At 69.9% G+C, this 20,075-nt stretch carries 18 protein-coding genes; 15 read left to right on the top strand and 3 right to left on the bottom strand.

All coding sequences use genetic code 11. The annotated features are described in order from the left end of the window. Positions 1-53 precede the first annotated feature (53 nt). Positions 54-1,721, bottom strand: coding sequence for a hypothetical protein (locus ACZ5U5_RS24550; RefSeq protein ID WP_469025372.1), 1,668 nt, complete (start codon positions 1,719-1,721; stop codon positions 54-56). Between the two features lie 131 nt (positions 1,722-1,852). Next, a complete protein-coding gene (locus tag ACZ5U5_RS24545; RefSeq protein ID WP_469025369.1) occupies positions 1,853-4,051 on the bottom strand; it encodes an elongation factor G-like protein EF-G2 in 2,199 nt (732 codons plus the stop codon). 258 nt (positions 4,052-4,309) lie between these two features. On the opposite strand from ACZ5U5_RS24545, the gene pgsA reads away from it, so the two are divergent. The 13 genes from pgsA (at position 4,310) to secF (ending at position 16,311) form a co-directional block, all read left to right on the top strand. Then, the gene (pgsA, locus tag ACZ5U5_RS24540; protein ID WP_469025367.1) at positions 4,310-4,981 is read left to right on the top strand and encodes a phosphatidylinositol phosphate synthase; all 672 of its coding nucleotides are present in this window, start codon (positions 4,310-4,312) and stop codon (positions 4,979-4,981) included. Further along, complete coding sequence (locus ACZ5U5_RS24535; RefSeq protein ID WP_469025364.1) at positions 4,978-5,916, top strand: phosphatidylinositol mannoside acyltransferase; 939 nt, start codon at positions 4,978-4,980, stop codon at positions 5,914-5,916. The genes pgsA and ACZ5U5_RS24535 overlap by 4 nt, the downstream gene beginning before the upstream one ends. After that, a complete protein-coding gene (locus ACZ5U5_RS24530) occupies positions 5,913-7,073 on the top strand; it encodes a glycosyltransferase family 4 protein (RefSeq protein WP_469025361.1) in 1,161 nt (386 codons plus the stop codon). Before ACZ5U5_RS24535 ends, ACZ5U5_RS24530 begins: the two co-directional genes overlap by 4 nt. A gap of 63 nt (positions 7,074-7,136) precedes the next feature. After that, complete coding sequence (locus ACZ5U5_RS24525; RefSeq protein WP_453452179.1) at positions 7,137-7,691, top strand: LemA family protein; 555 nt, start codon at positions 7,137-7,139, stop codon at positions 7,689-7,691. A gap of 145 nt (positions 7,692-7,836) precedes the next feature. After that, positions 7,837-8,751 carry a pyridoxal 5'-phosphate synthase lyase subunit PdxS gene (gene pdxS / locus ACZ5U5_RS24520; protein ID WP_469025358.1) on the top strand — a complete coding sequence of 305 codons (915 nt, stop codon included), beginning with the start codon at positions 7,837-7,839 and terminating at the stop codon, positions 8,749-8,751. A gap of 12 nt (positions 8,752-8,763) precedes the next feature. Next, positions 8,764-9,369, top strand: a complete 606-nt coding sequence (gene pdxT / locus ACZ5U5_RS24515; protein ID WP_469025356.1) for a pyridoxal 5'-phosphate synthase glutaminase subunit PdxT — start codon at positions 8,764-8,766, stop codon at positions 9,367-9,369. 77 nt (positions 9,370-9,446) lie between these two features. Further along, entirely contained in the window at positions 9,447-10,199 is a 753-nt protein-coding gene (locus ACZ5U5_RS24510) for a YebC/PmpR family DNA-binding transcriptional regulator (protein WP_469025353.1), read from the top strand. A 107-nt stretch (positions 10,200-10,306) separates the two neighbouring features. Further along, on the top strand, positions 10,307-10,891 hold the full coding sequence (gene ruvC / locus ACZ5U5_RS24505; RefSeq protein ID WP_469025350.1) for a crossover junction endodeoxyribonuclease RuvC: 585 nt from the start codon (positions 10,307-10,309) through the stop codon (positions 10,889-10,891). Beyond that, positions 10,888-11,496, top strand: coding sequence for a Holliday junction branch migration protein RuvA (gene ruvA / locus ACZ5U5_RS24500; RefSeq protein WP_409056562.1), 609 nt, complete (start codon positions 10,888-10,890; stop codon positions 11,494-11,496). The genes ruvC and ruvA overlap by 4 nt, the downstream gene beginning before the upstream one ends. 47 nt (positions 11,497-11,543) lie before the next feature. Next, complete coding sequence (ruvB, locus tag ACZ5U5_RS24495) at positions 11,544-12,626, top strand: Holliday junction branch migration DNA helicase RuvB (RefSeq protein ID WP_469025346.1); 1,083 nt, start codon at positions 11,544-11,546, stop codon at positions 12,624-12,626. 164 nt (positions 12,627-12,790) lie between these two features. Then, positions 12,791-13,258 carry a preprotein translocase subunit YajC gene (gene yajC / locus ACZ5U5_RS24490; protein ID WP_469025344.1) on the top strand — a complete coding sequence of 156 codons (468 nt, stop codon included), beginning with the start codon at positions 12,791-12,793 and terminating at the stop codon, positions 13,256-13,258. A gap of 142 nt (positions 13,259-13,400) precedes the next feature. Next, a complete protein-coding gene (gene secD / locus ACZ5U5_RS24485) occupies positions 13,401-15,176 on the top strand; it encodes a protein translocase subunit SecD (protein WP_469025341.1) in 1,776 nt (591 codons plus the stop codon). Between the two features lies 1 nt (position 15,177). After that, the gene (gene secF / locus ACZ5U5_RS24480) at positions 15,178-16,311 is read left to right on the top strand and encodes a protein translocase subunit SecF (RefSeq protein WP_469025339.1); all 1,134 of its coding nucleotides are present in this window, start codon (positions 15,178-15,180) and stop codon (positions 16,309-16,311) included. Positions 16,312-16,422: 111 nt separating this feature from the next. Here secF and ACZ5U5_RS24475 read toward each other — a convergent pair whose 3' ends face one another. Next, positions 16,423-16,584 carry a hypothetical protein gene (locus ACZ5U5_RS24475; protein ID WP_469025337.1) on the bottom strand — a complete coding sequence of 54 codons (162 nt, stop codon included), beginning with the start codon at positions 16,582-16,584 and terminating at the stop codon, positions 16,423-16,425. Positions 16,585-16,763: 179 nt separating this feature from the next. On the opposite strand from ACZ5U5_RS24475, the gene ACZ5U5_RS24470 reads away from it, so the two are divergent. Then, positions 16,764-17,303: an adenine phosphoribosyltransferase gene (locus ACZ5U5_RS24470; RefSeq protein WP_469025335.1), complete on the top strand. Its 540-nt coding sequence runs from the start codon at positions 16,764-16,766 to the stop codon at positions 17,301-17,303. A gap of 182 nt (positions 17,304-17,485) precedes the next feature. After that, complete coding sequence (locus ACZ5U5_RS24465) at positions 17,486-20,071, top strand: RelA/SpoT family protein (protein ID WP_469025332.1); 2,586 nt, start codon at positions 17,486-17,488, stop codon at positions 20,069-20,071. Positions 20,072-20,075: the final 4 nt, after the last annotated feature.

Here is a 20,075-nt window from a genome sequence, read left to right as displayed (position 1 = left end):
GCGACCAGCCACATCCGGCCCGCAGACGGTGAACCGGTCGTCCAGAGGAGCGTTCACGCGTCGTACACGTCCGCCTTCCTCGGCATCGGGTCCTGGACCGCGCCGCTGAGGAAGCCGGAGCGCGTACCGAACTTCTCCGTGTCCACGCCGTTCTCCGCGAGGACCTTGATGGCCGCCGAGTGCACCACGCGCAGCACCGGGGTGGCGGCGCGCAGCGCGTCGTCGGCCATGAAGCGGTGCCGCCACGGCTTGTCGGCCCAGGCGTGCCGCAGGCCGAACGGCTCGGGAAGCACCAGCTTGCCGCCGAGGTGGTCCAGGACCGGCGGATACCACGTGAAGGGCGCCCGCACCGCGAGGCGCACGACCTCGTCGGCGTCGACCAGCGGCAGCTTGCGCTCCGTGGTCTCCCAGAACTTGATGGGCTTGGCAACCTTCTTGACCTTCGGGTCGGGCTTGCTGGTGAACAGCGAGTGGACCGGGCCGAGCGCGTGGCCGGTGACCTCGATGCGCAGGGTCTCGTGCAGGACGGTCACCGTGATCAGCATCGTGATGACCAACTGGCCGTCCCAGAGCGTGAACTGGACGCCGAGGTAGTGCCGGTTACCGCTGCCGAACTGCTGTTCGTTGCAGATCCGCTGTATCTCGTGGCCGCGGACCTGGTAGGCCTCGACCTCCGTGCCGCCGGGGCGGGCGACCGCCTTGGCGTTCTCCCCGATGGGGGAGACGATCCAGTGCTTTATCGAGGGGGTCGGGAAGCCGCCTGTGTGCAGCGGGCCGCGTTCGAGCAGCCGCAGCTGGTCGTGCACCGACCGTATGACATCCCAGCTGCGGAACGGATGGATCTCCGTGCCCTCCTTGGCGGAGACCAGCTCCTCGGCCAGCTGCCAGCTGCCCCAGCGCGTGCCCATGCCCAGTATTCCCTTGGGCCCTGCGTAGAAGACCGAGTTGCTCTGCTGCTCCGCCGAGAGACGCGCGAGACCCTGCCGCAGCTGCTCGGCGGCCGTCTCGCCCGGACTGCCCGGCACCGCCTCGGGGATCTTGGCGCCGATGCCGCCGCCGGAGAGCAGGCTCCCCCAGCGGTCGCGCAGGTCCCGCGCGGTGCGCTCGGCGATCAGCTTGGCCCAGAACCAGCCCGCCACGGGAACGACGATCGCCGCGCGGATGTACCAGCCGAGGAGGCCGCCGATCGGCAGCTTGATGAGAAAGATCACGGCGAGGACGCCCACGGCGACCAGGACGGCCGTCGCGATGGCGCTCGCGCGCTTGTTGTCCCGCTTGACGACCGCCTGCTTGATCGAGAAGAGCAGCAGCCAGACGAGCAGTCCCGGCAGGAACAGCAGCCCGCACAGCACCATCACGACCGTGAGCCAGCGGTCCCGCTCCTTGCGGATGTTGTTCGCCGCGAGGCAGTGCTCGACGATCGACTGCGGCTCCATGCCGAAGGACTGGATGAGCGGCTTGCGGGCGCCGCCCAGCATCCTGACCTGCACGGCCCGTGCGAACGCCTCACCCAGATTCGGTGCGAAGAGCGACCAAAGCCCTTCCTTCACCTCGGACTTGTGCCATTCGTTGTTGGCGTCGAGGATCTTCGACACCTTGTCGTCGCGGTACGCGGCCGACGCGAGGGCGTGGGTCGCCGCCGTCTGTCCTGCGGCCCCGGACAGCGGGACCTGGGCCCCGGGCCTGAAGTCGAATACGTCGTCCGCCACTGCCGCCCCCATCGCCGCCAACCCTGCTGCTGCGGCTCTTCCCGACTTCCTTGCCCTGCACACCTGTTGATCAGGTCATCAGCGTATCCGGGCGCACCGACATCCGGCAGGGCGCATCCGTGCGCCCTGCCGGAGATCCGCAACTAGGAGACGTCCTGGGCCTGTTCACGGATCCTCTCGGAGAGCTGGGGAGGCATCGGCTCGTGGCGTGCGTACGCGCGGCTGAAGCGGGCGGTGCCCTGCGAGAGGGACCTCAGGTCCACGGCGTAACGCCCGATCTCGATCTCCGGCACCTCAGCCCGCACGAGCGTGCGCCCGCCAGGTGCCTGCTCGGTGCCGACCACCCGGCCGCGGCGCCCCGAGAAGTCGCTCATCACCGACCCCACGTGATCGTCGCCGACCAGGACCCGCACCTCCGCCACCGGCTCCAGGAGGTGGATCCTCGCGTCGGCCGCGGCCTCGCGCAGGGCGAGCGCGCCCGCCGTCTGGAACGCGGCGTCCGAGGAGTCCACCGAGTGCGCCTTGCCGTCGAGCAGCGTGATGCGTACGTCGATGAGGGGGTATCCGGCGGCCACACCCTTCGCGGCCTGCGCGCGCACGCCCTTCTCGACGGACGGGATGAACTGCCGGGGCACGGCGCCGCCCACGACCTTGTCGACGAACTCGATGCCGCTGCCGCCTGGCAGCGGCTCGACCTCGATCGCACAGATCGCGTACTGGCCGTGGCCGCCGGACTGCTTCACGTGCCGGCCGCGCCCCGCCGACCTGCCCGCGAACGTCTCCCGAAGGGAGACCTTGTGGCTCACGACGTCGACCTGCACGCCGTACCGGCTGCGCAGCCGCTCCAGGGCGACATCCGCGTGCGCCTCGCCCAGGCACCACAGGACCACCTGGTGGGTGTCCTGGTTCTGCTCCAGGCGCATCGTCGGGTCCTCGGCGACCAGGCGCGAGAGCCCCTGGGAGAGCTTGTCCTCGTCCGCCTTGCTGTGCGCCTGGATGGCGAGCGGCAGAAGCGGGTCGGGCATGTCCCAGGGCTCCATCAGGAGCGGATCGTCCTTGGCCGAGAGGGTGTCGCCCGTCTCGGCGCGGTTCAGCTTCGCGACGCAGGCCAGGTCTCCCGCGATACAGCTGCTGAGGGTGCGCTGCTGCTTGCCGAAGGGGGAGGAGAGCGCGCCGACGCGCTCGTCCACGTCGTGGTCCTCGTGGCCGCGGTCGGCCAGACCGTGCCCCGAGACGTGCACGGTCTCGTCGGGACGCAGGGTGCCGGAGAAGACGCGTACGAGCGAGACGCGCCCCACGTAGGGATCGGACGCGGTCTTCACCACCTCGGCGACCAGCGGTCCCTTGGGATCGCAGGTGAGTGCGGGCCGCGCCTTGCCGCCGGGTGTGGTGACGGCCGGCGCCGGGTGCTCCAGGGGGGTGGGGAAGCCGCCGGTGATCAGCTCCAGGAGCTCCACCGTGCCGATGCCCTGCCGGGCGCCCTCGGCGGCGGGGGCCGCCGCGAGCACGGGGTGGAAGATGCCGCGTGCCACGGCCCGTTCCAGATCGTCCACGAGGGTCTTGAAGTCGAGGTCCTCGCCGCTGAGATAGCGGTCCATGAGGGACTCGTCCTCGCTCTCGGCGATGATCCCCTCGATCAGTTTGTTGCGTGCGTCCTCGATGAGCGGGAGCTGGTCGTCGCCCGGCTCGGACTCCTTGCGTTCGCCGGACGCGTAGTCGTAGATCCGCTGCGAGAGCAGCCCGATCAGGCCGGTCACCGGCGCGTGCCCGTCCGGCCCCTTGGCGCCGTGCAACGGCAGATACAGCGGCAGTACGGCGTCGGGGTCGTCGGCCCCGAAGGCTTCGGCGCAGGTGCGGGTCATCGCGGTGAAGTCCGCGCGGGCCGACTCCAGGTGTGTGACCACGATGGCCCGCGGCATGCCGACCGCCGCGCACTCCTCCCACACCATGCGGGTCGCGCCGTCCACGCCGTCGGCCGCCGAAACGACGAAAAGGGCCGCGTCCGCGGCGCGCAGACCGGCCCGTAACTCGCCGACGAAATCGGCGTACCCGGGGGTGTCCAGGAGATTGATCTTGTATCCGCCCCATTCGACGGGGACCAGGGACAGCTGTACGGAGCGCTGTTGCCGGTGCTCGATGTCGTCGTAGTCCGAGACGGCGGTGCCGTCCTCCACACGGCCCGCGCGGTTCACCGCCCCCGCGGTCAGCGCGAGGGCCTCCACCAGAGTCGTCTTGCCCGATCCGCTGTGGCCGACCAGCACCACATTCCGTACGGACGCGGGGTGGTCGGCCGCCGTAGCCCTGCCGGCGGCTCCGGAGTGTGCGTTCGCCTTGTCGCCCATGCCTTGGCCTCCCGGTCACGTGCGCGATGAGGAGGCACAGCCCCCTCGGGGATGCTGGCTGCTCGCGGACACGCGGGGCCGTGTGCGGGTCGGCTCCGGCGACGCCCGCGGTGCTTTCGAGCTTTCCACTCGGGTCACTGTGCGTCCATACGTCGTACGCGATCGTGAGGGGGCGAGCCGGTCCGTCAACGGCGTGACTACGATGGGCCAGCCGGTGGCCAACAGGGCCGCGCGGCTCACCGACCCCTCGGGAAGGCCATGCTGAACAAGTACGCGCGTGCATTCTTCACGCGTGTTCTCACACCGTTCGCCGCGTTTCTCATCCGTCGCGGCGTGAGCCCCGACGCGGTCACGTTCATCGGCACGGCCGGTGTGGTGGCGGGTGCGCTGGTCTTCTTCCCCCGCGGCGAGTTCTTCTGGGGCACGATCGTCATCACGCTCTTCGTGTTCTCCGACCTCGTCGACGGGAACATGGCGCGGCAGCTGGGACGCTCGAGCCGCTGGGGAGCCTTCCTGGACTCGACGCTCGACCGGGTCGCCGACAGCGCGATCTTCGGTGGCCTCGCGCTCTGGTACGCGGGCTCGGGTGACGACAACATCCTGTGCGCCGTCTCCATCTTCTGCCTGGCCAGCGGCCAGGTGGTGTCGTACACGAAGGCGCGCGGCGAGGCGATCGGCCTGCCCGTCGCGGTCAACGGCCTGGTGGAGCGCGCCGAGCGCCTGGTGATCTCGCTGGTCGCCGCGGGCCTCGCGGGGCTGCACAAGTTCGGGGTCCCGGGCATCGACGTACTGCTGCCCATCGCCCTGTGGATCGTCGCCGTCGGCAGCCTCGTGACCCTCATCCAGCGCGTCGTGACCGTGCGCAAGGAGGCCGCGGAGGCAGACGCGGCCACGGACCCCCGGGCGCAGGGCAGTGAGGCCACGTCGTGAAGGACCGACTGACCGACGCGCTCTACGGAGCGGCCTGGAGCTCGGTCAAGAAGCTCCCGGAACCGGTGGCGGTGCGACTCGGCCGGACCATTGCCGACGCCGTCTGGAAGCGCCGCGGCAAGGGCGTCCTGCGCCTTGAGGCGAACTACGCGCGCGTGGTGCCCGACGCGAGCCCGGAGCGGCTGCGCGAGCTGTCCAAGGCGGGCATGCGCTCGTACCTGCGCTACTGGATGGAGTCGTTCCGGCTACCGTCGTGGAGCCGGGAGCGCATCAGGAACGGCTTCGAGGCCAAGGACCTCCACCACCTGACCGACGCCCTCGCCTCGGGCAGGGGCGTCATCGTCGCGCTTCCGCACCTGGGCAACTGGGACCTGGCGGGCGCGTGGGCCACCGAGAAGCTGGAGATGCCGTTCACGACGGTCGCCGAGCGGCTCAAGCCCGAATCGCTGTACGACCGTTTCGTCGCCTACCGCGAGAGCCTCGGCATGGAGGTCCTGCCGCACACCGGGGGCTCCGCCTTCGGCACGCTGGCGCGGCGCCTGCGCGCGGGCGGCCTGGTCTGCCTCGTCGCGGACCGGGACCTCTCGGCGTCCGGAGTCGAGGTGAAGTTCTTCGGGGACACCGCGCGGATGCCCGCTGGGCCCGCGATGCTCGCCCAGCACACCGGCGCCGTGCTGCTGCCGGTCACTCTCTGGTTCGACGACTCACCGGTCATGAAGGGCCGTATCCACCCGCCCGTCGACGTCCCCGAGACAGGTGCCCGCACCGAGAAGACGTCTGTCATGACGCAGGCGATGGCAGACGCCTTCGCCACGGGTATCGCCGACCATCCGGAGGACTGGCACATGCTGCAGCGTTTGTGGCTCGCTGATCTCGACCCCGCCAAGGACTCCGCCGACGACTCCGCGCACCCCGGCGAGGGGACCGCCCCGTGAGGATCGGCATCGTCTGCCCCTACTCGTGGGACGTGCCGGGCGGCGTCCAGTTCCACATCCGTGACCTCGCGGAGCACCTGATCCGCCTGGGACACGAGGTGTCCGTCCTGGCCCCCGCGGACGACGAGACCCCCCTTCCGCCGTACGTCGTCTCGGCGGGCCGCGCCGTTCCCGTGCCGTACAACGGCTCGGTGGCCCGGCTCAACTTCGGGTTCCTGTCGGCCGCGCGGGTGCGCCGCTGGCTGCACGACGGCACGTTCGACGTCATCCACATCCACGAGCCGACCTCGCCGTCCCTCGGGCTGCTCACGTGCTGGGCCGCGCAGGGCCCGATCGTCGCGACGTTCCACACGTCCAACCCGCGCTCGCGGGCGATGATCGCCGCGTATCCGATCCTGCAGCCCGCCCTGGAGAAGATCAGCGCGCGCATCGCGGTGAGCGAGTACGCCCGCCGTACGCTCGTCGAGCACCTGGGCGGCGACGCGGTCGTCATCCCGAACGGTGTCGACGTCGACTTCTTCGCCAAGGTCGAGCCCAAGGCCGAGTGGCAGGGAGGGACGATCGGCTTCATCGGACGCATCGACGAGCCCCGCAAGGGCCTCCCGGTGCTGATGAAGGCGCTGCCGAAGATCCTCGCGGAGCGCCCCGACACCCGGCTCCTTGTCGCGGGCCGCGGCGACGAGCACGAGGCCGTCTCCTCGCTGCCCGTCGAGATGCGGGAGCGCGTGGAGTTCCTCGGCATGGTCAGCGACGAGGACAAGGCGCGCCTGCTGGCCAGCGTCGACGTGTACGTCGCTCCGAACACCGGCGGCGAGAGCTTCGGGATCATCCTCGTCGAGGCGCTGTCGGCGGGCGCACCCGTGCTCGCCAGCGATCTGGACGCCTTCGCGCAGGTCCTCGACCAGGGCACCGCGGGTGACCTGTTCACCAACGAGGACGCGGACTCGCTGGCCGCGGGGGCGCTGCGGCTCCTCGGCGACCCCGGGCGCCGCGACGATCTGCGCGAGCGCGGCAGCAAGCACGTGCGCCGCTTCGACTGGTCGACGGTGGGCGCGGACATCCTCTCCGTGTACGAGACGGTGGCGGACGGGGCCGCAGCGGTGGCCGCCGACGAACGCACCGGTTTGCGGGCGCGGTTCGGCCTCGCGCGGGACTGACCGCGGCCGGTCCGGGGAGCCCGGCGGTCATGGGGACGGGCCGCCTGGACTAGCCTCGGGCCGGTGACCTCGACACTGATCTGGATCGCGGTAGCCCTCTTCGCGATCGGCCTCTACCTGAGCTGGACCGCGGGCCGCCTCGACCGGCTGCACGCACGCATCGACGCGGCCCGCGCCGCCCTCGACGCCCAGTTGCTGCGCCGCGCGTCGGTCGCCCAGGAGCTGGCCACCTCGGGGGTGCTCGACCCGGCGGCCTCCATCGTGCTCTACGAAGCGGCGCACGCGGCCCGGCAGGCCGAGGAGGAGCACCGTGAGGTCGCCGAGAGCGAGCTCAGCCAGGCGCTGCGGGCGATCTTCGGCGAGGTGCAGCAGGTCGAGGCGGTGCGCGAGGCTCCCGGCGGTGACGAGGCGGCGTCCGAGCTGGCCGCGGCCGTACGCAGGGTGCCGATGGCCCGGCGCTTCCACAACGACGCCGTACGCGCGGCCCGTGCCCTGCGCAGGCACCGCAAGGTCCGCTGGTTCCGCCTCGCGGGGCACGCGCCGTTCCCGATGGCCTTCGAGATGGACGACGAGCCTCCGGTCGCGCTTGCCGACCGCGCGACGACGCAGAACCCCTGACGGAACAGGCCACCGGTTGCGCCGCTGACCAGGAGCGTCCGGGAAAAATGAGCCACCGGTCGTCCATTGGCCCTTGCTGTGGACTGGTGGCCGGGAGTTTCCTCGTAGACGCAGTAACCCGTCTTCAGCGAGCGAGGTCAACTCCGTGTCCAGCACCCTGCCCAGCAGCACCCAGTCGCCCGAGACCGGCACCGCGCGCGTCAAGCGCGGCATGGCCGAGCAGCTCAAGGGCGGCGTCATCATGGACGTCGTCAACGCCGAGCAGGCGAAGATCGCCGAGGACGCCGGCGCAGTGGCCGTCATGGCGCTGGAGCGGGTCCCCGCCGACATCCGCAAGGACGGCGGCGTCGCCCGGATGTCCGACCCGAACATGATCGAAGAGATCATCGAGGCCGTCTCCATCCCGGTCATGGCCAAGTCCCGCATCGGCCACTTCGTCGAGGCCCAGGTCCTGCAGTCCCTCGGCGTCGACTACATCGACGAGTCCGAGGTCCTGACCCCGGCCGACGAGGTCAACCACAGCGACAAGTTCGCCTTCACGACCCCCTTCGTGTGTGGCGCCACCAACCTGGGCGAGGCCCTGCGCCGCATCGCCGAGGGCGCGGCCATGATCCGCTCCAAGGGCGAGGCCGGCACCGGCAACGTCGTCGAGGCCGTGCGCCACCTGCGCCAGATCAAGAACGAGATCGCCAGGCTGCGTGGCTTCGACAACAACGAGCTGTACGCCGCCGCCAAGGACCTGCGCGCCCCGTACGAGCTGGTCAAGGAGGTCTCCGAGCTGGGCAAGCTGCCGGTGGTCCTCTTCTCGGCCGGTGGCGTCGCCACCCCCGCCGACGCCGCCCTGATGCGCCAGCTCGGTGCCGAGGGTGTCTTCGTCGGCTCCGGCATCTTCAAGTCGGGCGACCCGGCCGCGCGCGCCGCCGCCATCGTGAAGGCCACCACCTTCTACGACGACCCCAAGATCATCGCGGACGCGTCCCGCAACCTCGGCGAGGCCATGGTCGGCATCAACTGCGACACCCTCCCCGAGGCCGAGCGCTACGCCAACCGCGGCTGGTAAGGCACTACGTAGATGACTGACACCCCTGTAGTCGGCGTCCTGGCTCTCCAGGGCGACGTACGGGAGCACCTGATCGCCCTGGCCTCGGCGGACGCCGTGGCCAGGCCGGTGCGGCGCCCCGAAGAGCTGGCCGAGGTGGACGGCCTGGTCATCCCCGGCGGTGAGTCCACCACCATCTCCAAGCTGGCCACCCTGTTCGGCCTCGCGGAGCCGCTTCGCGCGCGCGTGGGCGCCGGTATGCCGGTCTACGGCACCTGCGCGGGCATGATCATGCTCGCCGACAAGATCCTCGATCCGCGCTCGGCGCAGGAGACCTTCGGCGGCATCGACATGATCGTGCGCCGTAACGCCTTCGGGCGGCAGAACGAGTCCTTCGAGGCGGCCGTCGCCGTCGCGGGCATCGACGGCGACCCCGTGGAGGGTGTCTTCATCCGCGCCCCCTGGGTCGAGTCGGTCGGCGCGCGCGTCGAGGTGCTGGCCGAGCACGAGGGGCACATCGTCGCCGTGCGCCAGGGCAACGCCCTCGCGACGTCGTTCCACCCCGAGTTGACGGGCGACCACCGCGTGCACGAACTGTTCGTCGGGATGGTGCGGGGGAACGCGGCGGCGCGATCCTAGTAGGATCCGGGGGTCCCCCTGGTCCCTTAGGGTCGGGGGAGTTCGTACAGGTTGGGTAACGCGAAGGAGACAGGCAGATGTCCGGCCACTCTAAATGGGCTACGACGAAGCACAAGAAGGCCGTGATTGACGCCAAGCGCGGCAAGCTCTTCGCGAAGATGATCAAGAACATCGAGGTCGCGGCCCGCACGGGCGGCGCCGATGTGTCCGGTAACCCGACCCTCTTCGACGCCATCCAGAAGGCCAAGAAGAGCTCGGTCCCGAACAAGAACATCGACTCCGCGGTCAAGCGCGGCGCCGGTCTCGAAGCCGGTGGCGCCGACTACGAGACGATCATGTACGAGGGCTACGGCCCCAACGGCGTCGCGGTGCTCATCGAGTGCCTCACGGACAACCGCAACCGCGCGGCCTCGGACGTACGCGTCGCGATGACCCGCAACGGCGGCTCCATGGCCGACCCGGGCTCCGTCTCGTACCTCTTCCACCGCAAGGGCGTCGTCATCGTCCCCAAGGGCGAGCTGTCCGAGGACGACGTCCTCGGCGCGGTCCTGGACGCGGGCGCCGAAGAGGTCAACGACCTCGGCGAGTCCTTCGAGGTCCTCTCCGAGGCCACCGACATGGTCGCGGTCCGCACCGCGCTCCAGGACGCCGGCATCGAGTACGACTCGGCCGACGCCAACTTCGTCCCGACCATGCAGGTCGAGCTGGACGAGGACGGCGCGCGGAAGATCTTCAAGCTGATCGACGCGCTCGAGGACAGCGACGACGTGCAGAACGTCTTCGCCAACTTCGACGTGAGCGACGAGGTCATGGAGAAGGTCGACGCGTAGGCGCGCCCCTTCGAAGCGCTGACGGGCCGACGGGACACACCCCGTCGGCCCGTCGCGTTGTCAGAGGGACCCGATAACCTGCACGGACAGGCAACGGGAGGGGATTCATGCGCGTGTTGGGGGTCGACCCAGGGCTCACCCGGTGCGGTGTCGGTGTCGTCGACGGCGTGGCCGGACGACCGCTCACCATGCGCGGCGTCGGCGTCGTCCGCACGCCCGCCGACGCCGAACTCGGCCACCGCCTTGTCGCCATCGAGCAGGGCATCGAGCAGTGGCTCGACGAGCACGACCCCGAAGTCCTCGCGGTGGAGCGGGTGTTCAGCCAGCACAACGTGCGTACGGTCATGGGGACGGCCCAGGCCAGCGCCGTGGCCATGCTCTGCGCGTCCCGGCGCGGCATCCCCGTCGCCCTGCACACGCCCAGCGAGGTCAAGGCCGCCGTCACCGGCAGCGGCCGCGCGGACAAGGCGCAGGTCGGCGCGATGGTCACCCGCCTACTGCGGCTCGACGCACCGCCCAAGCCCGCCGACGCCGCGGACGCCCTCGCCCTCGCCATCTGTCACATCTGGCGCGCGCCCGCACAGAACCGCCTCCAGCAGGCAGTGGCGCAGAACCGCCTCCAGCAGGCGGCTGCCCTGCACGCGTCGAGAACCCCGAAAGCCCCCACAGCCCAGAAAGGCCGTACCGCATGATCGCCTTCGTCAGCGGCCCCGTCGCCGCCCTCGCCCCCGATTCCGCGGTGGTCGAGGTCGGTGGCATCGGCATGGCCGTCCAGTGCGCGCCGAACACCCTCTCCACCCTGCGCATCGGCCAGCAGGCCAAGCTCGCCACCTCCCTCGTCGTCAGGGAGGACTCCCTCACCCTGTACGGCTTCGCGGACGACGACGAGCGCCAGACCTTCGAGCTCCTTCAGACGGCGAGCGGTGTCGGACCACGCCTCGCGCAGGCCATGCTCGCCGTGCACAGCCCCGACGCCCTGCGCCGCGCGGTCGCCACCGGTGACGAGAAGGCGCTCACCGCGGTCCCGGGCATCGGCAAGAAGGGCGCCCAGAAGCTGCTCCTGGAGTACAAGGACCGCCTCGGCGAGCCCCTCGGCACGGGCGGCCCCGCCATCGGCACCCCCGTCACCTCCGGCTGGAGCGACCAGCTGCACGCGGCGCTGATCGGCCTCGGGTACGCGACGCGCGAGGCCGACGAAGCCGTCGCCGCCGTCACCCCGCAGGCCGAGGCGTCCGAGAAGCCGCAGGTGGGCCAGCTCCTCAAGGCCGCGCTGCAGACGCTGAACCGCACCCGCTAGCACGTGCCGGCCCCTTCACCACCAGAACCACATCGCGAGGCGAGCTCATGAACTGGGACGAGACCACCGACGACACGACCGCCCCGGCAGGCGCGGCCGAGCGGCTCGTCGGTGCGTCCGCCGACGGCGAGGACCAGGCGGTCGAGGCCGCCCTGCGCCCCAAGGACCTGGACGAGTTCATCGGCCAGGAGAAGGTCCGCGAGCAGCTCGACCTCGTCCTGCGCGCCGCCCGCGCGCGGGGCGCCACCGCCGACCACGTGCTGCTCTCCGGAGCCCCCGGCCTCGGCAAGACCACCCTCTCGATGATCATCGCAGCCGAGATGGGCGCCCCGATCCGCATCACCAGCGGCCCGGCCATCCAGCACGCGGGCGACCTCGCGGCGATCCTCTCCTCCCTCCAGGAAGGAGAGGTGCTCTTCCTCGACGAGATCCACCGGATGTCGCGGCCCGCCGAAGAGATGCTCTACATGGCGATGGAGGACTTCCGCGTCGACGTGATCGTCGGCAAGGGCCCCGGCGCCACCGCCATCCCCCTGGAGCTGCCGCCCTTCACCCTGGTCGGCGCCACCACCAGGGCGGGCCTGCTGCCGCCGCCGCTGCGCGACCGCTTCGGCTTCACCGCACACATGGAGTTCTACGAACCCGCCGAGCTGGAGCGGGTGATCCACCGCTCCGCACAGCTGCTCGACGTCGAGATCGACCCGGCCGGCGCCGCCGAGATCGCCGGGCGCTCGCGCGGCACGCCCCGTATCGCCAACCGCCTGCTGCGCCGCGTACGGGACTATGCGCAGGTCAAGGCCGACGGAGAGATCAACAGGGACATCGCGGGCGCGGCCCTGAAGGTCTACGAGGTGGACGGCCGCGGCCTCGACCGCCTCGACCGTGCGGTCCTCGAGGCTCTGCTCAAGCTCTTCGGCGGCGGACCAGTCGGTCTGTCGACGCTCGCCGTCGCCGTGGGGGAGGAGCGCGAGACGGTCGAGGAGGTCGCCGAGCCGTTCCTGGTGCGGGAGGGACTGCTCGCGCGCACCCCCCGCGGCCGGGTCGGGACGCCCGCCGCATGGGCGCATCTCGGCCTTGTTCCGCCGCGGCAGGCGGGCGGAATCGGACAAGGGGACCTGTTCGGGGCGTGACGGCGCGCGTACTCGCCCGGTCAGGAACTGCGGTGCCATGCTGAGCGTTGTTCGTTAGGCGCGGACTCGCTTAGACTCCGCCGATGCCGCCCTTGTGGGCGGCGTGCCCACCCCCGTCCATCAGGCCGCTTATCTGCGCGGTCATGCGAAGGAAACTCCGTCCCGTGAATATCGTGACCCTCCTCCCCTTCATCGTGCTCATCGGGGCCATGTTCCTGATGACGCGCTCCGCCAAGAAGAAGCAGCAGGCGGCGGCGCAGATGCGCAATGAGATGCAGCCCGGCACCGGCATCCGCACGATCGGGGGCATGTACGCCACCGTCAAGGAGGTTCACGACGACGCCGTCCTCCTTGAGGTGGCTCCTGGTGTGCACGCGTTCTACGCGAAGAACTCCGTGGGCGCCGTCCTCGAGGACGACGAGTACAACCGCATCGTGCACGGCACGAGTGCCGTGAAGTCGGACGACCCCGTCGTCCCGGACGACGCCTCCTCCCTCACCGAGACCGACGAGCCCGCCGCCGGCGCTTCCGACGACTCGCCCATCGACCTCGGCAAGAAGGACGCGGACAGCGCCCCCAAGGCCGACGACGCCGAGCCGAAGAAGACCGACGGCGAGTCCGACACGAAGTAACCACGACCGGGGTGCGTGGCGCGCCGACCGCGCTGCCACGGCCTCCGCGGTGCGTGGGTCTCGTGACGGGTCTCGACACCACTTCATGGCCGCCCACGGCACGTAATGGGTTCCGGGCGGTTGGACAGGGAGAAACGAGAAGGTGGCAGCACCGAAGAAGGGCCGGAGGCAGAGCGGCCAGGGGAGGCCGGGCCGTTCCCTGGCCCTCATCCTGATCGCCATGGTGGCGCTCACCGGGGGGATGTTCCTCTCCGGTCACACCACCCCGCGCCTGGGCATCGACCTCGCAGGCGGAACGAGCATCACGCTCGGTGCCAAGAGTGAGCCCGGCAAGCCCAACGCGGTCAACAAGACCAACATGGACACGGCCGTGGGCATCATCGAGCGCCGTGTCAACGGTCTCGGTGTCTCCGAGGCCGAGGTCCAGACCCAGGGCGACCGCAACATCATCGTCAACATCCCCAAGGGGACGAACCAGAAGCAGGCGCGCGAGCAGGTCGGCACGACCGCGCAGCTCTACTTCCGTCCCGTGATGACGATGGCGGCCGGAGCGCCGACCCCCGATCCCTCCGCAAGCCCGTCCGGTTCGCCGAAGGCGACCGACAAGGGTGACAAGGACGGCAAGGAGAGCGCGGACAGCGCGGACGGCAAGGACAAGGACGCGGCGTCCTCGCCCAGCGCGACCGAGAGCCCCAAGGGCCGTGCCGTCACCGACGCCCTGAAGGCCGACCCCACTCCTTCGCCCAAGGCCTCGGACAAGCCCGCGGGCAGCGACGCCCCGTCGCCGACCCCGTCGGCGGACGCGGCCACGAAGGAGCTGCAGGAGAAGTTCACCGCGCTCGACTGCACCAAGCAGAGCAGCCGGGTCAAGGCCACCGAAGGCGTCAAGCCGAGCGACCCGATGGCGGCCTGTGGCAAGAACAGTGCCGGCCAGTGGGAGAAGTACGTCCTGGGCCCGGCCGAGGTCGAGGGCAAGGACGTCAAGGACGCCAAGGCCGTGCTCGACCCCGAGCGTGGCATCTGGATCGTCACGATGGACTTCACCAAGGACGGCTCCAAGAAGTTCGCCGCGACCACCGGCAAGCTGATGAAGCAGACCGAGCCGCAGAACCAGTTCGCGATCGTTCTGGACGGGGACGTCGTCTCGGCCCCGCGCGTCAGCTCGCAGCTGAGCTCGAACGCCGAGATCAGCGGCAGCTTCACCCAGGAGTCGGCCAAGGACCTGGCGAACATGCTGTCCTACGGCGCCCTGCCGCTCACCTTCCACGAGGACAGCGTCACCACCGTGACCGCCGCGCTCGGCGGTGAGCAGCTGCACGCCGGTCTGATCGCCGGTGCCATCGGTCTGGCGCTAGTCGTCATCTACCTGGTGGCCTACTACCGGGGCCTGGCCTTCATCGCACTGCTGAGCCTCGTCGCCTCCGGCATCCTCACGTACACGATCATGACCTTGCTCGGTCCGGCCATCGGCTTCGCACTCAACCTGCCCGCGGTGTGTGGTGCGATCGTTGCGATCGGTATCACCGCGGACTCGTTCATCGTGTACTTCGAACGCATCCGGGACGAGATCCGCGAGGGCCGCACCCTGCGCCCCGCCGTCGAGCGGGCCTGGCCGCGCGCCCGGCGCACCATCCTGGTCTCGGACTTCGTGTCCTTCCTCGCCGCCGCGGTGCTCTACATCGTCACCGTCGGCAAGGTGCAGGGCTTCGCCTTCACGCTCGGTCTGACCACGCTGCTCGACGTCGTGGTGGTCTTCCTCTTCACCAAGCCGCTGATGACGATCATGGCCCGCAAGAAGTTCTTCGCGAGCGGCCACAAGTGGTCCGGGATCGACCCGACGCGGCTGGGTGCCAAGCCCCCGCTGCGCCGCACCCGCCGTACCCCTGGTTCCGCTGGCTCCGACCCGAAGGAGGCGTGAGATGTCGAAGCTCGGCAACCTCGGCGCCCGGCTCTTCCACGGCGAAGTCGGCTATGACTTCATCGGCAAGCGGAAGATCTGGTACGGCGTCTCTGTCCTGATCACCATCACGGCGATCGTCGCCCTGGCCGTCCAGGGCCTCAACATGGGCATCGAGTTCAAGGGCGGCGCGGTCTTCACCACGCCGAAGACCTCCGCCTCGGTCGAACAGGCCCAGGAGTCGGCGGAGAAGGCCTCGGGGCACCAGGCCATCGTCCAGAAGCTCGGCAACGACACGATGCGCGTCCAGATCTCGGGTGTGGACACGAACAAGTCCGACCAGATCAAGGAAAAGCTCGCCAAGGACCTCGGCGTCCCGGCGAAGGACGTCAACGCGGATCTTGTCGGCCCCAGTTGGGGTGAACAGATCGCCAACAAGGCGTGGACCGGCCTCGCTGTCTTCCTCGTCCTGTGCGTGATCTATCTGGCGATCGCCTTCGAGTGGCGGATGGCCGCCGCCGCGCTGGTCGCCCTGATCCACGACATCACCATCACGGTCGGTATCTACTCCCTGGTCGGCTTCGAGGTCACACCGGGCACCGTGATCGGTCTGCTGACCATTCTCGGTTACTCGCTCTACGACACGGTGGTCGTCTTCGACTCGCTCAAGGAGCAGGGCAAGGACGCGGCCAAGCAGACGAGGTTCACCTACAGCGAGATCGCCAACCGGTCGATCAACAGCACCCTGGTGCGTTCCATCAACACCACGGTGGTCGCGCTCCTTCCGGTGGCGGGCCTCCTGTTCATCGGTGGCGGTGCGCTCGGCGCGGGCATGCTGAACGACATCTCGCTGTCGCTCTTCGTGGGTCTCGCGGCCGGAGCGTACTCCTCGATCTTCATCGCCACTCCGCTCGTCGCCGACCTCAAGGAGCGCGAGCCGGCGATGAAGGCCCTGAAGAAGCGGGTGCTCGCCAAGCGCGCGGCCGCCGCTGCCAAGGGAGAGTCGCTGGACACCGAGGAGCCGCCGCGTGACGGCGACGAGCCGGAGGACGACGACGACGTCCCGGCGGCCGCCGGTGTGGTCGGCAGCCAGCGCCGTACGCAGGCGCAGCCTCGCGGCCGCGGCCGTGGCCGTCCCTCGGGGAAGCGCCGCTGACCGAGGCCGGGCCACCGGCTTCGGCAGAAGCACAGAAGACAGAAGAACGGGCTTCGCTCCTCGTACGAGGAGCGAAGCCCGTTCTTGATTCAGCTCAGGATCCGGCGAGGCCTACTGCCACTTGAGCAGCGAGAACCCCTTGATCTTGATCTCGGGGTGCGCCGCGACGTTCCCCCACGGCACATTCTTGATGAACCCGCTCTTGCCGCAGCCCGCGTAGTACCACTTGGCCACATACTTCTTCGTCTGGCCTTGGTCGTGACCGGTGGGCAATCTTGCGAGAGATATGCACTGTTCCTCCGTTTTAGCCCCGAGAAGGGCGGTCGCGGATGATCTTGCCATGCGGCCGGCCGGGCGGGTTGGCGCGGGCGGGGTGTGGTCATCGGGTCTTGCTAAAGTGACTCGCCGCGTCGAACGAGGCGTTCGGATCAACAACAACGAGGTGCGGGCGGATGACCCAGGTACAGGAACTTCTGCTCAGCCGCATCCGGGACGTTGCCGATTACCCCGAGCCCGGGGTGATGTTCAAGGACATCACGCCGCTCCTCGCGGACCCGGAGGCCTTCGCCGCACTCACCGAGGCCCTCGCGGACCTCGCCGTGCGGTACGGCGCCACGAAGATCGTCGGCCTGGAGGCCCGCGGCTTCATCCTGGGCGCCCCGGTCGCGCTGCGCGCCGGGCTCGGCTTCATCCCCGTACGCAAGGCGGGCAAGCTCCCCGGAGCGACGCTCAGCCAGTCGTACGACCTGGAGTACGGCAGCGCCGAGATCGAGGTGCACGCCGAGGACCTCGCCGCCGACGACCGCGTCCTGGTCATCGACGACGTCCTGGCGACCGGCGGCACCGCCGAGGCGTCCCTGCGGCTCATCCGCCGTGCGGGCGCACAGGTCGCCGGTGTGGCGGTGCTGATGGAACTCGGCTTCCTCGGGGTCCGCGCCAAGCTGGAGACGGCCCTGGAGGGCGCCCCGCTGGAGGCCCTCCTCACCGTCTGAGGCGTCTGAGCAGCCACCACGCACACCCTGAGGCGGGCCCGGCGGAATCCGGCGCCCGCCTCAGGTGTTTCTCCTGTAGTGAGCCGTCTCACGGGCTGAAGGCGAGCCGAAGGTCCAGGATCGATACCATGGGTTCTTCGGGGCCTGACCGGGGGACCCGGATCGCGCACAGGGAGCGCCTCTTGCCAGACGAGTCCAAGGCACTCACCGCCGCCAAGGCCGCAGAGCAGGCCAAGAGCGCGGCGGCGCCCGCTGCCGCGCCCGCGAAGAGCACGCCGCCCGCCACGGGCGCGACGCCGGCGAAGCGGGAGAGTACGCCCCCCAGCACCACGTCCGCACCGAGCACGCCGGGCGACAGCGGCCCCCGCGACAGGCCGGCCGCCGATGCCTCGCGCCCCAAGCCCCCCACCGAGGCCCGCGCGGGCAGTACGACGCCCACGCCCCGCCCCACCGCGGCCAAGAACGAGCGCTCCGGCTCCTCCAACCGTGTGCGCGCCCGCCTTGCTCGCCTCGGCGTCCAGCGTTCGAACCCGTACAACCCGGTCCTCGAGCCCCTGCTGCGGATAGTGCGCAGCAACGACCCCAAGATCGAGACGGCGACGCTGCGCCAGATCGAGCGCGCCTACCAGGTCGCCGAGCGCTGGCACCGCGGCCAGAAGCGCAAGAGCGGCGACCCCTACATCACGCACCCCCTCGCCGTGACGACGATCCTCGCCGAGCTGGGCATGGACCCCGCCACCCTGATGGCCGGGCTCCTGCACGACACCGTCGAGGACACCGAGTACGGCCTCGACACCCTCAAGCGCGACTTCGGCGACCAGGTCGCCCTGCTCGTCGACGGCGTCACCAAGCTGGACAAGGTCAAGTTCGGCGAGGCCGCGCAGGCCGAGACCGTGCGCAAGATGGTCGTCGCCATGGCCAAGGACCCCCGCGTCCTGGTCATCAAGCTCGCCGACCGCCTGCACAACATGCGCACGATGCGCTATCTCAAGCGCGAGAAGCAGGAGAAGAAGGCCCGCGAGACGCTCGAGATCTACGCGCCCCTGGCTCACCGCCTGGGCATGAACACCATCAAGTGGGAGCTGGAGGACCTCGCCTTCGCGATCCTCTACCCCAAGATGTACGACGAGATCGTGCGCCTGGTCGCCGAGCGCGCCCCCAAGCGCGACGAGTACCTCGCCATAGTGACCGACGAGGTCCAGGCCGACCTGCGCGCCGCCCGCATCAAGGCCACCGTCACCGGCCGCCCGAAGCACTACTACAGCGTCTACCAGAAGATGATCGTCCGCGGCCGCGACTTCGCGGAGATCTACGACCTGGTGGGTATTCGGGTACTTGTCGACACCGTGCGCGACTGTTACGCCGCGCTCGGCACCGTCCACGCGCGATGGAACCCGGTCCCGGGCCGGTTCAAGGACTACATCGCGATGCCGAAGTTCAACATGTACCAGTCGCTGCACACGACGGTCATCGGCCCCAACGGCAAGCCCGTCGAGCTCCAGATCCGTACGTTCGACATGCACCGCCGCGCCGAGTACGGCATCGCCGCGCACTGGAAGTACAAGCAGGAGGCCGTCGCCGGAGCCTCGAAGGTGCGCACCGACGTGCCGCGGAAGGCCGGCGGCAAGGACGACCACCTGAACGACATGGCGTGGCTGCGCCAGCTCCTGGACTGGCAGAAGGAGACCGAGGACCCCAGCGAGTTCCTGGAGTCCCTGCGCTTCGACCTCTCCCGCAACGAGGTCTTCGTGTTCACGCCGAAGGGCGACGTCATAGCGCTCCCGGCGGGCGCGACGCCGGTCGACTTCTCGTACGCGGTCCACACCGAGGTCGGCCACCGCACCATAGGGGCCCGGGTCAACGGCCGGCTCGTGCCGCTCGAATCGACCCTGGACAACGGCGATTTGGTGGAGGTCTTCACCTCCAAGGCGGCCGGCGCGGGCCCGTCCCGCGACTGGCTCGGCTTCGTCAAGTCACCGCGGGCGCGCAACAAGATCCGTGCGTGGTTCTCCAAGGAGCGCCGCGACGAGGCCATCGAGCAGGGCAAGGACGCCATCGCGCGCGCCATGCGCAAGCAGAACCTGCCGATCCAGCGGATCCTCACGGGCGACTCCCTGGTCACCCTCGCGCACGAGATGCGCTACCCCGACATCTCGTCCCTCTACGCGGCGATCGGCGAAGGCCACGTCACCGCGCAGTCCGTCGTGCAGAAGCTCGTCCAGGCGCTCGGCGGCGAGGAAGCCGCCAACGAGGACATCGCCGAGAGCACACCGCCCTCGCGCAGCCGCAGCAAGCGCCGCGCCAACGCCGACCCCGGTGTCGTCGTCAAGGGCGTCGAGGATGTGTGGGTCAAGCTCGCCCGCTGCTGCACGCCGGTGCCGGGGGACCCGATCATCGGCTTCGTCACGCGCGGCAGCGGCGTATCGGTTCACCGCAGCGACTGCGTGAACGTCGACTCGCTCTCCCGCGAGCCCGAGCGCATCCTCGAGGTCGAGTGGGCGCCCACCCAGTCCTCGGTCTTCCTGGTCGCCATCCAGGTCGAGGCCCTTGACCGCTCGCGCCTGCTCTCGGACGTCACGCGCATCCTCTCGGACCAGCACGTGAACATCCTGTCCGCGGCCGTCCAGACCTCCCGCGACCGCGTCGCCACCTCGCGCTTCACCTTCGAGATGGGCGACCCCAAGCACCTGGGCCATGTGCTCAAGGCGGTCAGGGGAGTCGAGGGCGTGTATGACGTGTACAGGGTGACGTCGGCGCGGCGGCCCTGAGCGG

Source organism: Streptomyces sp. NPDC033177 (assembly GCF_055577715.1).
This window is presented reverse-complemented; position numbering and strand designations above follow the sequence as displayed.

Coding starts and splice junctions, on each gene's coding strand:
- ruvA (WP_409056562.1), top strand. CDS start 10,888: ATGATCGCCTTCGTCAGCGGCCCCGTCGCCGCCCTCGCCCCCGATTCC.
- ACZ5U5_RS24510 (WP_469025353.1), top strand. CDS start 9,447: ATGTCCGGCCACTCTAAATGGGCTACGACGAAGCACAAGAAGGCCGTG.
- ACZ5U5_RS24550 (WP_469025372.1), bottom strand. CDS start 1,721: ATGGGGGCGGCAGTGGCGGACGACGTATTCGACTTCAGGCCCGGGGCC.
- ruvB (WP_469025346.1), top strand. CDS start 11,544: ATGAACTGGGACGAGACCACCGACGACACGACCGCCCCGGCAGGCGCG.
- secF (WP_469025339.1), top strand. CDS start 15,178: ATGTCGAAGCTCGGCAACCTCGGCGCCCGGCTCTTCCACGGCGAAGTC.
- ACZ5U5_RS24545 (WP_469025369.1), bottom strand. CDS start 4,051: ATGGGCGACAAGGCGAACGCACACTCCGGAGCCGCCGGCAGGGCTACG.
- ruvC (WP_469025350.1), top strand. CDS start 10,307: ATGCGCGTGTTGGGGGTCGACCCAGGGCTCACCCGGTGCGGTGTCGGT.
- pgsA (WP_469025367.1), top strand. CDS start 4,310: ATGCTGAACAAGTACGCGCGTGCATTCTTCACGCGTGTTCTCACACCG.
- pdxT (WP_469025356.1), top strand. CDS start 8,764: ATGACTGACACCCCTGTAGTCGGCGTCCTGGCTCTCCAGGGCGACGTA.
- ACZ5U5_RS24470 (WP_469025335.1), top strand. CDS start 16,764: ATGACCCAGGTACAGGAACTTCTGCTCAGCCGCATCCGGGACGTTGCC.